At 32.9% G+C, this 16243-nt stretch carries 15 protein-coding genes and 1 tRNA gene; 7 read left to right on the top strand and 9 right to left on the bottom strand.

The features are described from left to right. Nucleotides 1-4 precede the first annotated feature (4 nt). The 3 genes from AC2A1C_RS10465 to AC2A1C_RS10455 all read left to right on the top strand — a co-directional run bounded on the left by AC2A1C_RS10465 (nucleotide 5) and on the right by AC2A1C_RS10455 (nucleotide 2132). A complete protein-coding gene (locus AC2A1C_RS10465; protein WP_484025654.1) occupies nucleotides 5-1000 on the top strand; it encodes a T9SS type A sorting domain-containing protein in 996 nt (331 codons plus the stop codon). A gap of 141 nt (nucleotides 1001-1141) precedes the next feature. Beyond that, nucleotides 1142-1615: a hypothetical protein gene (locus AC2A1C_RS10460; RefSeq protein WP_484025653.1), complete on the top strand. Its 474-nt coding sequence runs from the start codon at nucleotides 1142-1144 to the stop codon at nucleotides 1613-1615. A gap of 31 nt (nucleotides 1616-1646) precedes the next feature. Further along, nucleotides 1647-2132 (top strand): hypothetical protein, encoded by a 486-nt coding sequence (locus AC2A1C_RS10455; protein ID WP_484025652.1) that lies wholly within the window; start codon nucleotides 1647-1649, stop codon nucleotides 2130-2132. A gap of 54 nt (nucleotides 2133-2186) precedes the next feature. Here AC2A1C_RS10455 and tyrS read toward each other — a convergent pair whose 3' ends face one another. Continuing rightward, on the bottom strand, nucleotides 2187-3482 hold the full coding sequence (tyrS, locus tag AC2A1C_RS10450) for a tyrosine--tRNA ligase (protein ID WP_484025651.1): 1296 nt from the start codon (nucleotides 3480-3482) through the stop codon (nucleotides 2187-2189). A gap of 67 nt (nucleotides 3483-3549) precedes the next feature. Here tyrS and AC2A1C_RS10445 point away from each other — a divergent pair, with 67 nt between their 5' ends. Then, the gene (locus tag AC2A1C_RS10445) at nucleotides 3550-4680 is read left to right on the top strand and encodes an alpha/beta hydrolase (protein WP_484025650.1); all 1131 of its coding nucleotides are present in this window, start codon (nucleotides 3550-3552) and stop codon (nucleotides 4678-4680) included. 43 nt (nucleotides 4681-4723) lie between these two features. On the opposite strand, the gene AC2A1C_RS10440 is transcribed toward AC2A1C_RS10445, so the two are convergent. The 4 genes from AC2A1C_RS10440 to AC2A1C_RS10425 all read right to left on the bottom strand — a co-directional run bounded on the left by AC2A1C_RS10440 (nucleotide 4724) and on the right by AC2A1C_RS10425 (nucleotide 9245). Then, a complete protein-coding gene (locus AC2A1C_RS10440; protein ID WP_484025649.1) occupies nucleotides 4724-5098 on the bottom strand; it encodes a DUF1304 domain-containing protein in 375 nt (124 codons plus the stop codon). Between the two features lie 100 nt (nucleotides 5099-5198). Beyond that, the gene (locus AC2A1C_RS10435; protein ID WP_484025648.1) at nucleotides 5199-6926 is read right to left on the bottom strand and encodes a T9SS type A sorting domain-containing protein; all 1728 of its coding nucleotides are present in this window, start codon (nucleotides 6924-6926) and stop codon (nucleotides 5199-5201) included. Between the two features lie 342 nt (nucleotides 6927-7268). After that, nucleotides 7269-8591 (bottom strand): magnesium transporter, encoded by a 1323-nt coding sequence (gene mgtE / locus AC2A1C_RS10430; protein ID WP_484025647.1) that lies wholly within the window; start codon nucleotides 8589-8591, stop codon nucleotides 7269-7271. An 84-nt stretch (nucleotides 8592-8675) separates the two neighbouring features. Continuing rightward, nucleotides 8676-9245, bottom strand: a complete 570-nt coding sequence (locus AC2A1C_RS10425) for a pyruvate decarboxylase (RefSeq protein WP_484025646.1) — start codon at nucleotides 9243-9245, stop codon at nucleotides 8676-8678. Nucleotides 9246-9517: 272 nt separating this feature from the next. Between AC2A1C_RS10425 and rpsO the strand changes: the two genes are divergently transcribed. The 3 genes from rpsO to AC2A1C_RS10410 all read left to right on the top strand — a co-directional run bounded on the left by rpsO (nucleotide 9518) and on the right by AC2A1C_RS10410 (nucleotide 12871). Beyond that, a complete protein-coding gene (gene rpsO, locus AC2A1C_RS10420; RefSeq protein WP_484025645.1) occupies nucleotides 9518-9787 on the top strand; it encodes a 30S ribosomal protein S15 in 270 nt (89 codons plus the stop codon). 211 nt (nucleotides 9788-9998) lie between these two features. Then, complete coding sequence (locus AC2A1C_RS10415) at nucleotides 9999-10526, top strand: DUF1003 domain-containing protein (protein ID WP_484025644.1); 528 nt, start codon at nucleotides 9999-10001, stop codon at nucleotides 10524-10526. Nucleotides 10527-10675: 149 nt separating this feature from the next. Continuing rightward, the gene (locus AC2A1C_RS10410; protein ID WP_484025643.1) at nucleotides 10676-12871 is read left to right on the top strand and encodes a polyribonucleotide nucleotidyltransferase; all 2196 of its coding nucleotides are present in this window, start codon (nucleotides 10676-10678) and stop codon (nucleotides 12869-12871) included. A 69-nt stretch (nucleotides 12872-12940) separates the two neighbouring features. Here AC2A1C_RS10410 and AC2A1C_RS10405 read toward each other — a convergent pair whose 3' ends face one another. The 4 genes from AC2A1C_RS10405 to AC2A1C_RS10390 all read right to left on the bottom strand — a co-directional run bounded on the left by AC2A1C_RS10405 (nucleotide 12941) and on the right by AC2A1C_RS10390 (nucleotide 16233). Then, nucleotides 12941-13726: a TatD family hydrolase gene (locus AC2A1C_RS10405; protein WP_484025642.1), complete on the bottom strand. Its 786-nt coding sequence runs from the start codon at nucleotides 13724-13726 to the stop codon at nucleotides 12941-12943. Nucleotides 13727-13843: 117 nt separating this feature from the next. Then, a tRNA-OTHER gene (locus AC2A1C_RS10400) sits at nucleotides 13844-13914 on the bottom strand. Between the two features lie 5 nt (nucleotides 13915-13919). Next, nucleotides 13920-15842, bottom strand: coding sequence for a hypothetical protein (locus AC2A1C_RS10395; protein WP_484025641.1), 1923 nt, complete (start codon nucleotides 15840-15842; stop codon nucleotides 13920-13922). Further along, entirely contained in the window at nucleotides 15829-16233 is a 405-nt protein-coding gene (locus tag AC2A1C_RS10390) for a hypothetical protein (RefSeq protein WP_484025640.1), read from the bottom strand. The genes AC2A1C_RS10395 and AC2A1C_RS10390 overlap by 14 nt, the downstream gene beginning before the upstream one ends. Nucleotides 16234-16243: the final 10 nt, after the last annotated feature.

Here is a 16243-nt window from a genome sequence, read left to right as displayed (position 1 = left end):
ACCTATGAAAATAATATGCTCCTACATCTTACTATTCAATTCTATATTTATTTTTGCACAACCTGTAATCTCTGCAAGTCATGGAGATCAATTGGGAATATTACTATACAATCATGCAGATGCTAGTACTCTCAACAGTTTGGATCCGGGAGCTTCCGGAGCAAATGTAACATGGGATTTTTCCCAATATACATCTGCAGGTACCACTTCACAAATTACAAGTGATTGCTTAGGTAATGCAAATTGCTCAGATTTTCCAATGGCAAATAGAGTCGTTGGATTTACCGAAGAAGATTATTATACCTATACACTTTCTTTAAATAATGAAATTTCAACTATTGGAAGCAAAAGTATTGATATTAATAATAATGTAGTCAAACAGATTTTTGATGACTACAGAATTGATATGAAATATCCCATTACTTATCAGCAAACATTTGCAGATTCTTGGAACTCACATTCTGATCCAATAGGAAATATAGAATCTGGAAGCCAAACAGTTAAAGCTGACGCATATGGAACATTAATAACTCCTTTGGGAACTTTCCCCAATACATTAAGAATTAAACGAATCCAAAATTTTACAATAAATATAGTAGGTTCTCCAACAATGATTGTTAATAGTGAATCTTACATGTGGATATCTCCTAATTATAAAGGTGCTTTGCTATTGATCTCGTTTAATGATATACTATTAGATGGACTTCCATCAAGCCATACCTGCTCTTTCACTTATGGAAATAACAGCTTATTATCAACCATAGATCTGGAAACGGATGCTCAAGTGGACATATATCCCAACCCAAGCTCAGACTTCATTAGCTTAAAATCCAAGAAAGAAATAAGAAATATAGAAATAAGCAGTACAGATGGAAAACTAATTCTGCAATCTGAAAAAACTAACAATATTAATATTTCTAATCTTTCTTCGGGAGTTTATATTCTTACAGCTGAGCTAAAAACAGGGAAATCTATAGTGAAAAAGCTTGTCAAAAAGTAAAATATCATTTAAGAATATTTTTCCATTTCTTATAAATGTAATTCATAGATTTTTAAGAACTATTCATAGATATTTTTATCAATACTCTCCTCAATTTGAGAATTTTACAATATAAACGTCTAACCTTAAATACAAATCAAAATGAAAAAGATTACTTTATTAGGTGCTGCTATATTATCTTTCAGTATCTCAACGATAAAAGCACAAAGTCTTTTCGACAAAATAGACAACGCTGTAAGTAAAATGGACAAAGCTGCAAACTCTGCAGATAAAGCGTCACAAACGGGAGGTAAAGTACTTTCTTTGTTTAGCAAAAAAAACAAAAATAATGCGGAGAAAAACGAGGATGTTTCGGCTTCAACGAATAAAACCGTTCTTACGATTATGAACGGAAATTTAACCAGTGTGAAAAACCTGAATTCTATCATTGAAGGTATTAAAAATGTAAGCGATACACAAATGAAATTCAGTACAAGCAAATCTATCATTACCATCAATCATTCCGGAACTACAGAAGACCTTCTTGAAAAAATACAGGCGAAAGCACAAAATATTTTTACAGATAAAAATATTGAAGGATTTGATGAAGGAAGCATTGAAATTAAATTGAAATAAAAATACGGTATCATAAATTAAAAAAATACACATGAAAAAGAACTTTTTAAAACTCAACATCAAAAAAATCGGTCTGTTTTTGCTTTTCGTTGGATTCGTTTCCATATCTAATTCCTGCAAAAGTGATGATGATGAAGACAATCCTCAGCAATCCGGAAATTCTTATAAAATAACAGTAAATCTGAATAATGTAAATTCTACTGATGATTATGTTTCCGTAGTTACTGCCGGTTCCACTACTACAGGTGAGACTACGTTATGGAAATTAAATGGAAATGCACAAACTGGTGAGCAAGCTATAGGTTTAGATGAAGATGATTTTACGGGAACAACAAAAACGTATGTAATTGAGACCATAAAACCTATATATGGAGTAGCTGCAGCTATTCAGATTATTAATTACGGTGCAGACTTAGAAATAAGCTACAAAATTGAAAAAAATGGGCAAGTTCAGATAAACGAGAATCTTACATTGAAAGGCAATGGCTCAGATTTTACAAAAAATTATAGATTCTAAATCAATTTTTCTCATATTTAAAATAAAAAATCCCGAAAATTTCGGGATTTTTTATCATATAGCTCTAACAATAAAGTAACTTTTCTTTCCTTTCTGTAGCAGCAGGAATTTCCCATCAATAAGATCGGTTTCTTTTACTGTAAAGGTATCGTTTACTTTCTCTTTATTTACGGAAATCGCATTTCCTTTTAGTTCTCTTTGCGCTTCGCTTTTGGACTTTAGAAAATTGGATTTTTCAGAGAATAAATCCACTACATTTGTCCCTAAAATTTCAGATTTTTGAGCCTCTTTTTGAGGAACACCATCAAAAATATCTAAAAAAGTCTCTTCATCCAGACCAATAAGATCTTCCGTTGTAGATTTTCCAAAAAGTATTTCCGTAGCTTTCACTGCTTTTTCATATTCTTCCCTTCCATGCACCCAAATCGTCACTTCTTTTGCTAATTTTTTCTGAAGTTTTCTTTCATGTGGAGCTGCTTGGTGTTCAGCAATTAAAGATTCAATTTCATCTTTTTCCAAAAATGTATAGAATTTAATAAATCTTTCTGCATCCGTATCAGTAGAATTCAGCCAAAACTGATAAAATCTGTACGGCGAAGTCTTCTTTTTGTCTAACCAATAATTTTCACCACTTTCAGATTTTCCAAATTTTGAACCATCTGCTTTTGTGATCAAAGAAACCGTCAGTGCAAATGCTTCTCCCTGAGCTTTTCTTCTGATTAATTCAGTTCCGGTTGTTATATTTCCCCATTGATCCGAACCTCCCATTTGTAGCTTTACATTTTTAGCTTTATATAAATGCAAAAAATCATATCCTTGAAGTAATTGATAGGTAAATTCCGTAAAACTCATTCCTTCTGCGCCACCTTCTCCGGTAATTCTTTTTTTCACGGATTCTTTTGCCATCATATAATTCACTGTAATATTTTTCCCAATATCACGAATAAAATCAAGAAAGCTGAATTCCTTCATCCAGTCGTAGTTATTGACAAGTTCGGCTTTATTAGGTTCAGAACCTTCAAAATCCAAAAATCTGGAAAGTTGTTTTTTAAGACATTCAACATAATGATTAAGAGTAGCTTCGTCCAAAAGATTACGCTCCGCCGATTTTCCGGAAGGATCACCGATCATTCCTGTTGCACCACCAACCAAAGCAATCGGTTTATGACCATGTCTTTGGAAATGTGCTAAAATTTTGATCTGTATCAAACTTCCGATATGCAAAGAATCCGCTGTCGGATCGAATCCGATATAGGCTGTCGTCATTTCCTTATTCAGTTGTTCATCAGTTCCGGGCATCATATCGGAAAAAAGTCCGCGCCATTGTAATTCTTCAATAAATGCGTTCATAATACAGTAAAATTTTGAAGTGCAAAGATAGAAATAATCGTTTAAAAGATTTTTGTATTTTCACATTATGAACAGATTATTTTTCATTTTTACTTTTATTGTTTGTGCTGTGCAAAGCCAGGTTAGGATTATTATAACTTCAATACCAAAAAATACTGATCCGAATACTAAAATTTACATGGCCTCTTCATTGAACAATTGGAATCCCAAAGATTCCCAATTTGAATTGAAAAAAGATGAAAAAGGAAATTATTTTATAGAAATTTTTGAAAGTGAAGAAAAAGTAGAATACAAATTTACACAAGGAAATTGGGAGACAGCAGAGGGAGACATCAATGGAAATGCCATTAGCAATAGAAGTTTTATCTTTAATAAAAGCCCTCAGAAAATTGAAAATCAGATTTTATCTTGGACAAAACCAACAAAAAAACAGAATACAGCTTCTGGAAATGTAAAAATCCTGAGTGAAAATTTTTCAATTCCTCAACTTAATACCACTCGAAGAATCTGGATTTATCTTCCTCCTAACTATGAAAATTCCACCAAAAAATATCCTGTTATTTATATGGAAGACGGACAGAATCTTTTTGATGATGTTATTTCTTTTTCCGGTGAATGGAAAGTGGACGAAACGATGGATATGTTTTCTAAAAATGGAAAACAAGAGGCTATTATTGTAGGAATTGATAACGGTGGAAGCGAAAGGCTAAACGAATATTCTCCTTGGAAAAATGAAAAATATGGTGGTGGAAAAGGCGAAAAGTATGCACAATTTTTAGCCGAAACTTTAAAACCATACATTGATAAAAGATACAGAACGCTTTCGCAGGCAAAAAATACGGGTTTAATTGGAAGTTCGATGGGAGGATTGATTTCTCTTTATGCGGGTGCAAAATATCCTTCAACATTTGGAAAACTCGGAATTTTCAGTCCTGCATTTTGGTTTGTAGAAAGTGATCTGAAAAAATTTCTGAATGAGAATTCAAAAAAATTAGGGAATACGAAATTTTATTTCCTTGCCGGGAAAAAAGAATCCGAAGACATGATTTCCGATATTAATGAAATTATAGATTTATTAAAAAGAAAAGGCGTCCCTTCCAAAAATATCCATACCAAATTTGATGACTATGGAACGCACTCTGAAAATTACTGGGCAAAAGAATTTCCGGCTGCCTTCGAGTGGTTGTTTATGAAATAGAATTCCTGTAAAATAGTTTCGGCGGAGCAAAGCTCCGCCGAAACTATGCATACTTCGAAAGTAATACAAAAGCTAATGCTAAAATTGCAGGTAAAGCCTGAACAAAAAATATTTTTTTTGAGGCTGTCAAAGCTCCGTAAATTCCCGCAACAATTACACAACCCAAAAAGAAGATTCTTATATTGTAAGACCAAACTTCATCGCAAATAAGAAAAGACCAAATCAGTCCTGCCGCAAGGAATCCATTGTAAAGTCCCTGATTGGCCGCTAATTTTTTAGTAGGCTTAAACATTTCATCCGGAAGCGAGCCTTTAAAAGCTCTTTTTCCGGCAGTTTCCCATGCAAACATCTCTAACCATAGAATATAAAGATGTTCTATAGCTACGATAGCAGTCAATATTTTTGCTAAAATTTCCATACGTTACGATATTAAAACAAAGCTATTTAATTTTCGCAAATTAACAGCAAAAAATAAGACCTTTAAAAAAAGGCCTTATTTTTTATTTTTCAAAATGTAATTAATTCTTAATAAATTTTTGTACCAGGTCTGTTCCTTTTACTTTTAGAATATAAATTCCTTTTGCAAGATTGGATACATCCACTGAACTTTTTTCTTTACCAATTGCCGCATTCATTATTTTCCGGCCATCAATGCTATAAATTTCAACAGATTCTTCTTTTCCTGAATTGATCATTACATTAATTTTATCATTAGCAGGATTTGGAAATACACTAATAGTTGCTTTTTTCACATCTGACACGGCTAAATTAGTACAAGTGTATGCCGGAAGTGTATATCCTTTTGATGTAAATTGTGTAGTCATTGTAGCGATATCGGCACACGTAAATCCGAATTGACCAACCATATTAAGAGCAGCTTGTCTTACTGCAATAGCCGCATTTTGTTGATTGGTACTGGAAGAAGTCATGGCTAAACCTTCCAAAAATGCACGATCCGTCTTTTCTTTTCCGATGGCATTATAAATTTTCATTAAAGCAGTTGCCCAAATTTGTCCGGCAGTATGGATTGACAAAGAATTTGCCGAGGAATAGTTTCCTGAATAATTTGTTGTTCTTCCAGTCCAAAATTCATTGTGTCCGTCCCAACTAAACATCCAATGATAAGCGGCAGCTGTAGAAGGCCATTGATTTAAACTTCTGCTATATGATTGTGCCCAATAATCTCCACAACCTTCACTTAATCCCTGAACTTGAGAAAGGCTTCCATTGGTAAGCCAATCATGGATTCCGTGTCCTAATTCATGCAAAACTACGTCTGCATCTTCTGCATCATCAACACCTCCTTCTCCGAAAACAAGTTTACCAGCACTGTAATAAGAATTGTCATCACCGTCCAAACCACTCGGATCAAAATGCACAACTCCACTATTGTATAATGAAATACATTCAATTCCTAAAATTTGATTGATATAACGAAGACTATTGTCTATATGCCAATATGCATTGACAGCTTCAAAACCATCTTGATCTCTGTTAAACAAGAAATTATTGGTAGCTTGAGTAAATAATCCTTTTGAAGGAGTCTCTAAATCTTTGATTTCAGCATATGTCCCTTTTAGTTTGTATACTCCACCTGCAAATTCTAGCTCCGGAATATTCACTAATTTTCTAGCTGCATCAAAACTTGCATTCGTAGCATCACTATTATCTACATATTGTCCTGCATAAGCAGATTGTGTGTAAGAAAGAGGATCCGGATCAAAAATATAACCTGTTCCTGTTGCTTTTTTTGGAAGATTGTTTAGTTCAACAAAATTACTGCGATTTTTCTTTTTTGGCTTACCTTCATCATCTTTATGATTTTTATGATGATAAATAGCGATATCTTTTACACTAATTATTTCTCCGGATTTTGCATCAACGATGGTTTCCCAAGAACCAGGATTATCAAAGCTACTAATAACGACACGATAAACAAGTTTTGTACTATTGTCATCTGTTTTATAAACATAAAGATTATTTTCAGAATAACTTACAGTTCCTGAAGATTTGGATGCAACGAAAGCCTTATTATATGCTTCATCTTTTGAAATTGAAGGTGTTGTATCTATTTTTTCTATAGATTTGATACTTTCGGTATCTGTGTAAGCAATTTCGTTATTTTTATTGTAATTAATTACAATTTCACTGTTGTATACAGGAACACCATTCAACATTTGCTTAAAACGAAGTGTTTCTCCTGCATTTCCTTTTCTGACTTTTTCCAAATTAAATTTGGAATCCACCTGAATTCCTAATTTTTTTGAATTTTCGCGAATCCAGTTTTCAGCAGATTGCTTATTTTGTGTATTTGAGCATCCATTATGGAAAACAAAGAAAAAGCTGAAAATAAAAGAAGATTGTTTTTCATACTCATACTATTAATTTTTGCATGCAATATTACCACTTTTTTTATAAAAAAATCAAAAACAATCGTTTTTTTTTAAATTTTATATAAAAAATTCTCCTTTAGTGTAAAATTAATTGACTTAAAAACAATGTATAAAATACAGAAAAGCGGAAAAAACTTCATTTTTTTGTAAATAAAATAGTATTGAGCTAAAAATGTAAAACAGATTTCATAAACCTTAAAGCAATTTCCCAGTTAAAAACAAACCTGCAATTGAAAAATAAATAATCAGACCCGTCACATCCACCAAAGTAGCTACAAAAGGTGCAGAAGAAGTAGCGGGATCGAGTTTTAATTTTTTAAGAACGAAAGGAACCATGGAGCCTGAAATTGTTCCCCAAAGTACAATGAGCATCAATGAAAACCCAATACTCAACCCAACAAAAAACCAATGTTCTCCGTAGTTGAAAAAACCCGCTTTATGCCAGATCAGAATTCTGAAAAAACCAATAATTCCTAAAATTCCGCCTAAAAAAATTCCCGTCAAAATTTCTTTCCTCATTACATACCACCAATCTTTCAGTGTAATTTCCTGAAGTGCCATTGCCCGAATAATAAGTGTAGCAGCTTGTGATCCTGTATTTCCACCACTGGAAATAATAAGCGGGACAAATAACGCCAAAACCACAGCTTTCTGAATTTCATCTTCAAAATATCCCATTGCAGATGCGGTAAGCATTTCAGAAAAAAATAGAACAACAAGCCAAAAACCCCTTTTTCTTACCATTTCCAACAAAGAAGTCTGCGTGTACGGAACATCCAAGGCTTCTACCCCACCAAATTTCTGGATATCTTCAGTATTTTGTTGTTCAATCTGATCCAGAATATCATCAATCGTTACAATTCCTACTAATACTCCGGCTTCTGTTACAATTGGAAGTGCAGTTCGATCATATTTTTCAAAATAAGAAACGGCATCTTCTTTAGAAGTTGTAGTTGTTATAGCCACAAAGTGATTATCCGTAATATCAGAAACCAGTGTCTCTTCATCCGCTAAAAGCAAAGAACCAATAGTAATATCGTCAATGAGGCGATTTCTTTCATCTACCACATAAAGATGATTCATGGTTTCTACTTTTTTTCCTACTTTTTTGATTTGCTGAAGACATCTTTTTACCGTCCATTCTTTTCGGATCTGGATATAATATGGTGTCATCAAACGTGCAATGGAATCCGCATTATACCCCAAAAGTTTAAGAGCTATTCTTCTTTCCTGAGGATTTAGCAGATTAATAGAATACTTGATAAGTTCATCAGGAAAATCTTCAAAAAGCGAAGTTCTATCATCGGGAGTCATCCCGTTTAGAATTTCCGCCATTTCCTCACTTCCGATACTTCGGATCGTTTCTTCCTGAAAATCAGGATCAAGATGAGAAAACACTTCGGCTTTGTATTGTTTTGGTACTTTCAGAAAAGCCAATAATCGTTCATCTGAATGCATTTCACTCAGAGTTTCGGCAATATCCGCCGGATTAAAAACTAATTCATCTGTAGTACTCAAATGTCTAAAATTTTAGCATCACAAAAATACTTCAATTTTTCAAAATTGAAGAAGTGAAAGACTATTTAAAATTAAATTAAAGGATTAAAAAGCAGCTTCTTCGGAATTTCTCATTTTCCTAAGATTTTTAAGGATGCGTTTCATGGCTCCACTGGTTCCTATTTTTATGGAATTTTCGGCAGATCCCAGCAATCTCATATTTTTTTTGTACGTATCATAATCTGTTTCTGTAATCAGATGTCCCTTTGAATCGTACAACTTCATACTTACCACTACCTGATTGGAAAAAACATATTTTCCTAATCCCACCTTAAAATATTTTACCTTCGGAACTATAGCGAAATCTGCTTCATTATTTTTGCAGTATTCTTCAATGGTATGAGCATCCACACTGTCGAACTCCATCGGAACATCAGCACGGATCATTTTATTATTATTATAATCATTGATCTTATCAGAAACTGCACTGAAAAATGCAAGATTGGTAGGTTCCTTAATTTCTTCTACGTCAGGATACACTTCCGGATTGAAATAAACGGTTTTCTTTTCTTTAATTTCTGAAGGTCTTATAACATCACTCTTCTGAGCATTAAGTTTAGTAATACCTACAAATAATAAAGCTAAGGCACCAGCAAAAATTAAGATTTTTTTCATTCACGTTTACCACTGCAAAAATACATCTAATTCTCTAATTCACATTATAATATTTAAGATTTTTTTAACAATTTATAGGCTTCAAATTATATTTACTACATAATACTGCTTTAACTTAAGAAAATTATTACATCACTCTTTTTTTCAAAAAAACAAGACTAAAGCCATTGACAATCATTTCTTTTTCTAAAAAATAGAAATCAAGCGGATAAATATCAAAAAAATATCATATCTTTGCAGGCGATACATAATAATCATTAAATAATATTGGCATGTACTTAACATCAGAAAAAAAGGCAGAAATTTTCGCAAAACATGGAAAATCTGCACAAGACACAGGAAGCGCTGAAGGACAAATTGCGCTTTTCACTTTCAGAATCAATCATCTTTCTAGCCACTTGAAAAGTAATCATAAAGATTATGCTACAGAAAAATCTTTGGTAAAACTGGTAGGAAAAAGAAAAAGATTGTTGGATTATCTTAAAAATAAAGATATTGCAAGATACAGAGCAATCATTGCTGAACTTGGTTTGAGAAAATAACCTTCAGTATGTCAAAAACAAAGCAACTCTTTCGAGTTGCTTTTTTGTTAGAAAAAAATTATCAAATAATGTTTTTCATCATTTAAGTTTTCATAGCCTTTTTGTTTCTTTATCAAAATTACCTCAAATCAACATAGTAACTAATACAACATTTACGCTTTTTTTTATATTGTTTAAATGTCTTTCAAAAATTTTATCTAAATTCAGGCTCATGAAAATCACAAAACAAAATCAGGAAAAACTTTCTATACTGGAAGATATAGCTAATGGAGTTATCAGATGGATAGGCTCTATTCCTTCGCTTATTTTCCATACTGTTTTTTTCATTATTTGTTTTGTACTTCCTATTTTCAAAATCGTTGAGTTTGACCACATGCTACTGGTGCTCACTACTGTGGTTTCCCTTGAAGCTATTTATTTAGCAATTTTTATCCAAATGTCTGTAAACAAAAGTTCAGAACATATTGAAGTTTTGAAAGAAGATGTAGGAGAAATTCAGGAAGATATTGAAGAAATTCAGGAAGATATTGACGAAATCCAAGAAGATATTGACGAAATCCAAGAAGATGTAGAAGAAATTAATGATGACGATGATGAAAATGACCATAACGAAAGAGCAAAAACTGTAATGCTGAAAAGCAAGGTTTCTAATAATAAGCATGAAATCAAAATTCTAAAAGATAAAATCAACGAACTGCAAAATCAGATTGAAAACCTGAAAAATAATGGAGAGGATTAGTTTTTCTAAATTCAATTCAGTTTTAATCTGCTCTAAAAATTCAACGTTTTTCATATAAATCAAATAATTACACTAAATTTGCAACCGAAAATTTAAAGAGTTTAAATAATAACGTACTCAATACGGAGTACACTGAATTACAATTTTTTATGAGTATACCTCAAGCGTTTACAGAAACGATTACACTTGCAGACGGCAGGGAAATCACTATTGAAACGGGGAAGCTGGCAAAACAGGCAGACGGATCCGTAGTAGTAAAATGTGGCGGAACCATGCTTTTAGCAACCGTAGTTGCCGCTAAAGAAGCAAATCCGGGAGTAGATTTTCTACCATTAACAGTAGATTACAGAGAAAAATTCTACGCAGGTGGAAGAATTCCGGGAAATTTCTTCCGTAGAGAAGCAAAACCTTCTGATGATGAAGTTCTTACAATGAGATTGGTAGACAGAGTATTACGTCCGCTTTTCCCTGAAGATTTCCACGCAGAAGTACAGGTAATGATTTCATTAATTTCTTATGATAAAGCAGTAATGCCGGAAGCTCTGGCTGGTTTGGCAGCTTCTGCAGCTATTGCTATTACAGATATTCCTTTTGATGGACCAATGTCTGAAGCAAGAGTAGTAAGAATTGACGGAGAATTATCTGTTAATCCAAGCTATGAAAATTTATTAAAAGCTGATATCGACATTATGGTGGGAGCTACAAAAGACTCCATTGTAATGGTAGAAGGAGAAATGAAAGAAATTTCTGAACAGGAAATGCTGGAAGCTATTCAATTTGCTCATGTAGAAATTAAAAAACAGATCGAAGCTCAGGAAAGATTAGCTGAAAAAGTAGGAAAAGCATTTCCTAAAAGAGAATATTCTCACGAAGTTCACGATGAAGCCATCCGTGAAAAAGTATGGAAAGAATGCTACAACAAAGTATATGAAGTAGCTAAAACTCCATCAAACAAAGAAGAAAGAGGAGAAAAATTCAAAGCCGTTCTGGATGAATTTTTAGCACAATATGTAGATAATGCAGAAGAATTGGAAAGAGTAACTCCTTTCGCAAAAATCTATTATCATGATGTAGAAAAAGAGGCAATGCGCCAGATGATATTGGAAGAAAATATCCGTCTTGACGGTCGTGATCCTAAAACAATCCGTCCGATTTGGTCAGAAATTGATTATCTTCCGGGAGCTCACGGTTCAGCCATTTTTACAAGAGGAGAAACCCAGTCTTTGACGGCAGTAACTTTAGGTTCCATCAAAGATGCCAATATGATTGACAGTGTAATCACTCAGCACGATGAAAAATTCTTCCTTCATTATAATTTCCCTCCATTCTCAACCGGTGAAGCAAGACCTTTAAGAGGAACTTCAAGAAGAGAAGTAGGACACGGAAATCTTGCTCAAAGAGCTTTAACAGCTGTTATTCCGGCTGAAAATCCATACACAATCAGAATTGTTTCCGATATTTTGGAATCTAACGGTTCTTCTTCAATGGCAACCGTTTGTGCTGGAACATTAGCGTTAATGGATGCAGGTGTGCAAATTACCAAACCTGTTTCCGGTATTGCAATGGGACTTATTACAGATAAAAAATCCGGAAAATGGACGGTACTTTCCGATATCTTAGGAGATGAAGATCATTTGGGAGACATGGATTTTAAAGTAACGGGTACAGCAGAAGGTATTACAGCTTGCCAAATGGACATCAAAATTCAGGGACTTTCTATGGATATCATGGAAAAGGCTTTAATGCAGGCAAGAGATGGAAGATTACACATTTTAGATAAAATCACAGAAACTATTGCAACACCAAGAGCAGACGTAAAACCTCACGCTCCGAAAATGGTGGTAATGGAAATTCCGAAAGATTTCATCGGTGCTGTAATTGGACCTGGTGGAAAAATCATTCAACAATTACAGAAAGATACTGAAACAGTGATCGCTATTGAAGAACAAGGCGAGATCGGACGTATCGAAATTGCAGGAACTGACAGAGCGAAAATCAACGAAGCTGTTGCTAAAATCAACGAAATTACTTTTGTTCCGGTAGTAGGAGAAATTTACAAAGGAAAGGTAGTGAAAGTAATGGATTTCGGAGCATTTGTACAGTTGGCTAAAGGTACAGAAGGTCTTCTTCACATATCTGAGATTGAATGGAAAAGACTTGATAAAGTTCCATACAAAGAAGGTGACGAAGTAGAAGTAAAATTCATGGGATATGATGATCGTAAGAAAATGAAACTTTCCCGTAAAGTGCTTTTACCAAGACCTCCAAAACCGGAAGGTCAAAAACCAAAGCAAAATTCTGAAGCTCCGGTTCAGGAAAATAAAAATCCGGAACAATTAGGATAAAAATAATAAGGCTGTCTTTTGGGACAGTCTTTTTTTTATTCAATCATTTTTCATAAAAAATGTCTTTTCTTATATTCTGAAAAAGTTTCTTGCAACTTCTGTAGTCTCATCCGCAACTTCGGAGAGGCTTATCTTCTTTAGATGTGCAATGGTTTGTGCAACGTAAGGAAGAAATGTAGGCTCATTCCTACGGTTTTGCATTCTCGGCATATTTTTAGGCAACATAAAAGGTGCATCGGTTTCTATCATCATTCGGTCAAGTGGAGTATATTTTATCACCTCTTCCAAATGTTTAAATCTGTTCTGATCACTAATTGCTCCTGTAAATCCTAAATAAAACCCTTTATCCAGATAGATTTTTGCTTCATCTAATGTTCCTGTAAAACAATGAACCACAGCTTCAGGAAGTTTTGGGAGATATTCATCTGTAATTTCGTTAAATCTTTTAAAAGCTGCTCTTTCGTGGAGGAAAAGAGGTTTTTGAGTTTCTATTGCCAATTCCAGTTGGGCTTGATAACATTTTTCTTGAACGGGTCTGGGTGAAAAATCCCGATCGAAATCCAGTCCGCATTCTCCAACGGAAATTACATGATCTTGTTTTAAGAGTTTTCTAAGTTCGTTAATACTTTCATGGTTGAAAGATTTTGCATCGTGTGGATGGATTCCTGCCGTAGAAAATAAAATTTCGGGATAATCTTCAGCAATTTTTGCGGATTCTTTGCTTCTTCGTATGCTTGTTCCTGTGAGAATCATCCAGTGAACTCCACTAGCAAGAGCTCGATTGATGATTTCTTCCTGTTCGTTGTAGAATTGTTTGTTGGTAAGGTTGATACCAATGTCTATATAAGTGTTCATTTTTGTTTCATTTCTTTAAAAGGAAAATAGACGGAATTCGAACCCGTAATTCTTTTTAGCTAAAAGTGTTTTTCCATATTAAACTACTATTTCGTCTAATTTTTTGAATCTTTAAATAGAAACAAGCGGGCTTCGAACCTGCAACTTTCCTTTGAGTGGAACGTTTTTCCAAATTAAACTATTGTTTCTTTATTTAGCTTTCTACCTCCAAAAGGTTGAAATATTCTTTTGCTGTAAGCGGTCTTGTAAAACCTTTTGGAATTATTTCTTTCTCCGTTTCACAAAAAAGCAAATCGCCTTGTCTTTTTAAGCATTTGATGTGCGGAATAATATTTTCGTGTACCCTAAATGTAGATGCAATTGCTGTTAATGCATTATCTTTATACTGTTCTTCTATCCAAAGCCAGTGTTCTTTTTGGGTAGATGGACACCAACATTTTACGGCATAAGAAAAATTGTTTCTTGAATTCCAACTCCAAATTCCCAGTTTTTGGTTTTCAATTTTATATACTTCGTAAATATTCGTTTTCTTTATTGGCTTTCTATTTCCATTTATATCATATTCTATATAGCTAACATCAATACTATTAGAATTTATTTTTTCAGCGTTCAGTTCCTTCATTAAAGTTCCTACACCAATATAATTGAAACAAAATAACCTGAAGTTTCTATTCTCAGAAGTAAAAAATTCCTGAAACGAAATAGCTTCCATTTGATTCCATAACTTTTTAATTTTCCCAATAATTTTCTCAAATTCAGGATGTTCTTCTCTTTGCCATTCTCTTTTTAATTCTCGGGTTTCAAAATTTTGAAAACTGCTATGTCTCATTTTTAAAACCCTTATAAGTTCTTTAATCGGAAATTTATTTTGTTTTAAACCCAATTCGAAGCCAAATCTAGAAATTATAAACGAATTTTTGGATACATAAAGTTGATCAGTTATCTGAAAATAAATATTTTTTGCTAAAGCTTCATAATGCTGTTCTTTCTTGTACAAATAATAGTTTATGGACTCCAATGAGGGGGAATAAAAAACACTATTCTTTATTTCTAATATGTTGATATGTTTGAGCGAATCGGATTTGAAATATTTTGGAATATTAAAATTACCATTTATTTTTTGCAAAAAATTCAGTTCGAAATTTTCGTTTGATGACAAATCTCCAACTTCCTCCAAATATGGAGCTTCTATTTCATTTTTAAAAAATCTTCCTTTTATCTTTTTTAATTTTGGGAAATAATACTTTTTTGCATTTGTGTAGCCATTGTTTGTTAGGCTACCGTTTATTTCCTCTAATTCGGGAAAACTATCAATAGCACAAGAATTAAGTTTTACAGAACCCGATTTTTTCAATAAAGGAAATTCTATTTCAGATTTTTCTAAACTGATATTTCCTTTTACGGTAATTAATTTTTCAAAAACTACAGTCGAATTTTTAATTTCTATTGTTCCCACAATGTTTTCTAATAGGGGAAAATATGGGGTTGATTTTTCTTTTTCTTTCAGTCTGGGATCGCAGAACAGGCTACCATATAAACTTACTAGATTAGGAAAATCTACTTTCTGGCATTTCAAAATTATTTTTCCAGAGATGTATTGATGCGGAAATATGATGTTTTCTCCATATACTTCTATATCAAAAATTCCATCTTTAGGCAGCTTATCAACTTCATACTGATAATTTATGGCGATAGGTTTTCGGATTTCTTTTAGATGCTTGCTTTTTGCTGTTACCTTCGCTTTTTTGGATTGTAAGTTTCCTCCTATTTTTTCTAAATTTTTGAAATTGAAGTCGACTATACATTTCAGATTCCCTCTGATTTCTTTGAGTTGATTGAGGTTAGCTTCATTATGAATAGTGCAATTTCCGTTTATTTTTTCTAAATTTTCTAGCGAACAAAAAAGTGCGTCCACAGAAAGATGCCCTCCAATGGATTTCAAGTTAGGAAAAATACAATATTCACCTCTTAAATAAAGACTTCCTTTAATTTCCGTTGAATCAAAAACCCCATTTTTCAAATAAATTTCTATCTGTGCATTTTCATTATCTGCAATGTTTTTAAAATCCTCAGCAGAATATATCTTGTATATTTTTATGTCATTAATCGTATGCATTTTCTAAAAGTTGGGTTAAAGGATTATATTCCTGCTGTATGTATTTTACAAAGTATTCACTTTCTATGCGTATTACTTGATGTTCGTTATGAAAAATAAAAGCATCATCTGTAATTTTAAATGTTTCTACAACACCATCTTTGTCAAGAATTTTATAATTAGAAACCTTCATATTATGCTGATTGCTGGTTTTTTCCAAACAATATTCTTTGTAATTTTTTACCAAAGATGTAAGATCTACAATTTCTTCTTTGGCAGATTCTCTAGATTTTGTAGTTGTTTTGAAATACACTTTTTCTGTACTTACTTTTGGTACTTCAGTAAATTCTTTGCTTTTTTCGGGGAAATATTTTTTTTCTTTTCGAAAAAAATTAAAAATATTTTTTAACATATTAATCTTT

The sequence above is a fragment of the Chryseobacterium sp. HNCC26DJ241 genome (assembly GCF_057180505.1).
The sequence above is the reverse complement of the archived record's forward strand: the minus strand, read 5'-3'. Positions and strand labels throughout refer to the sequence as shown.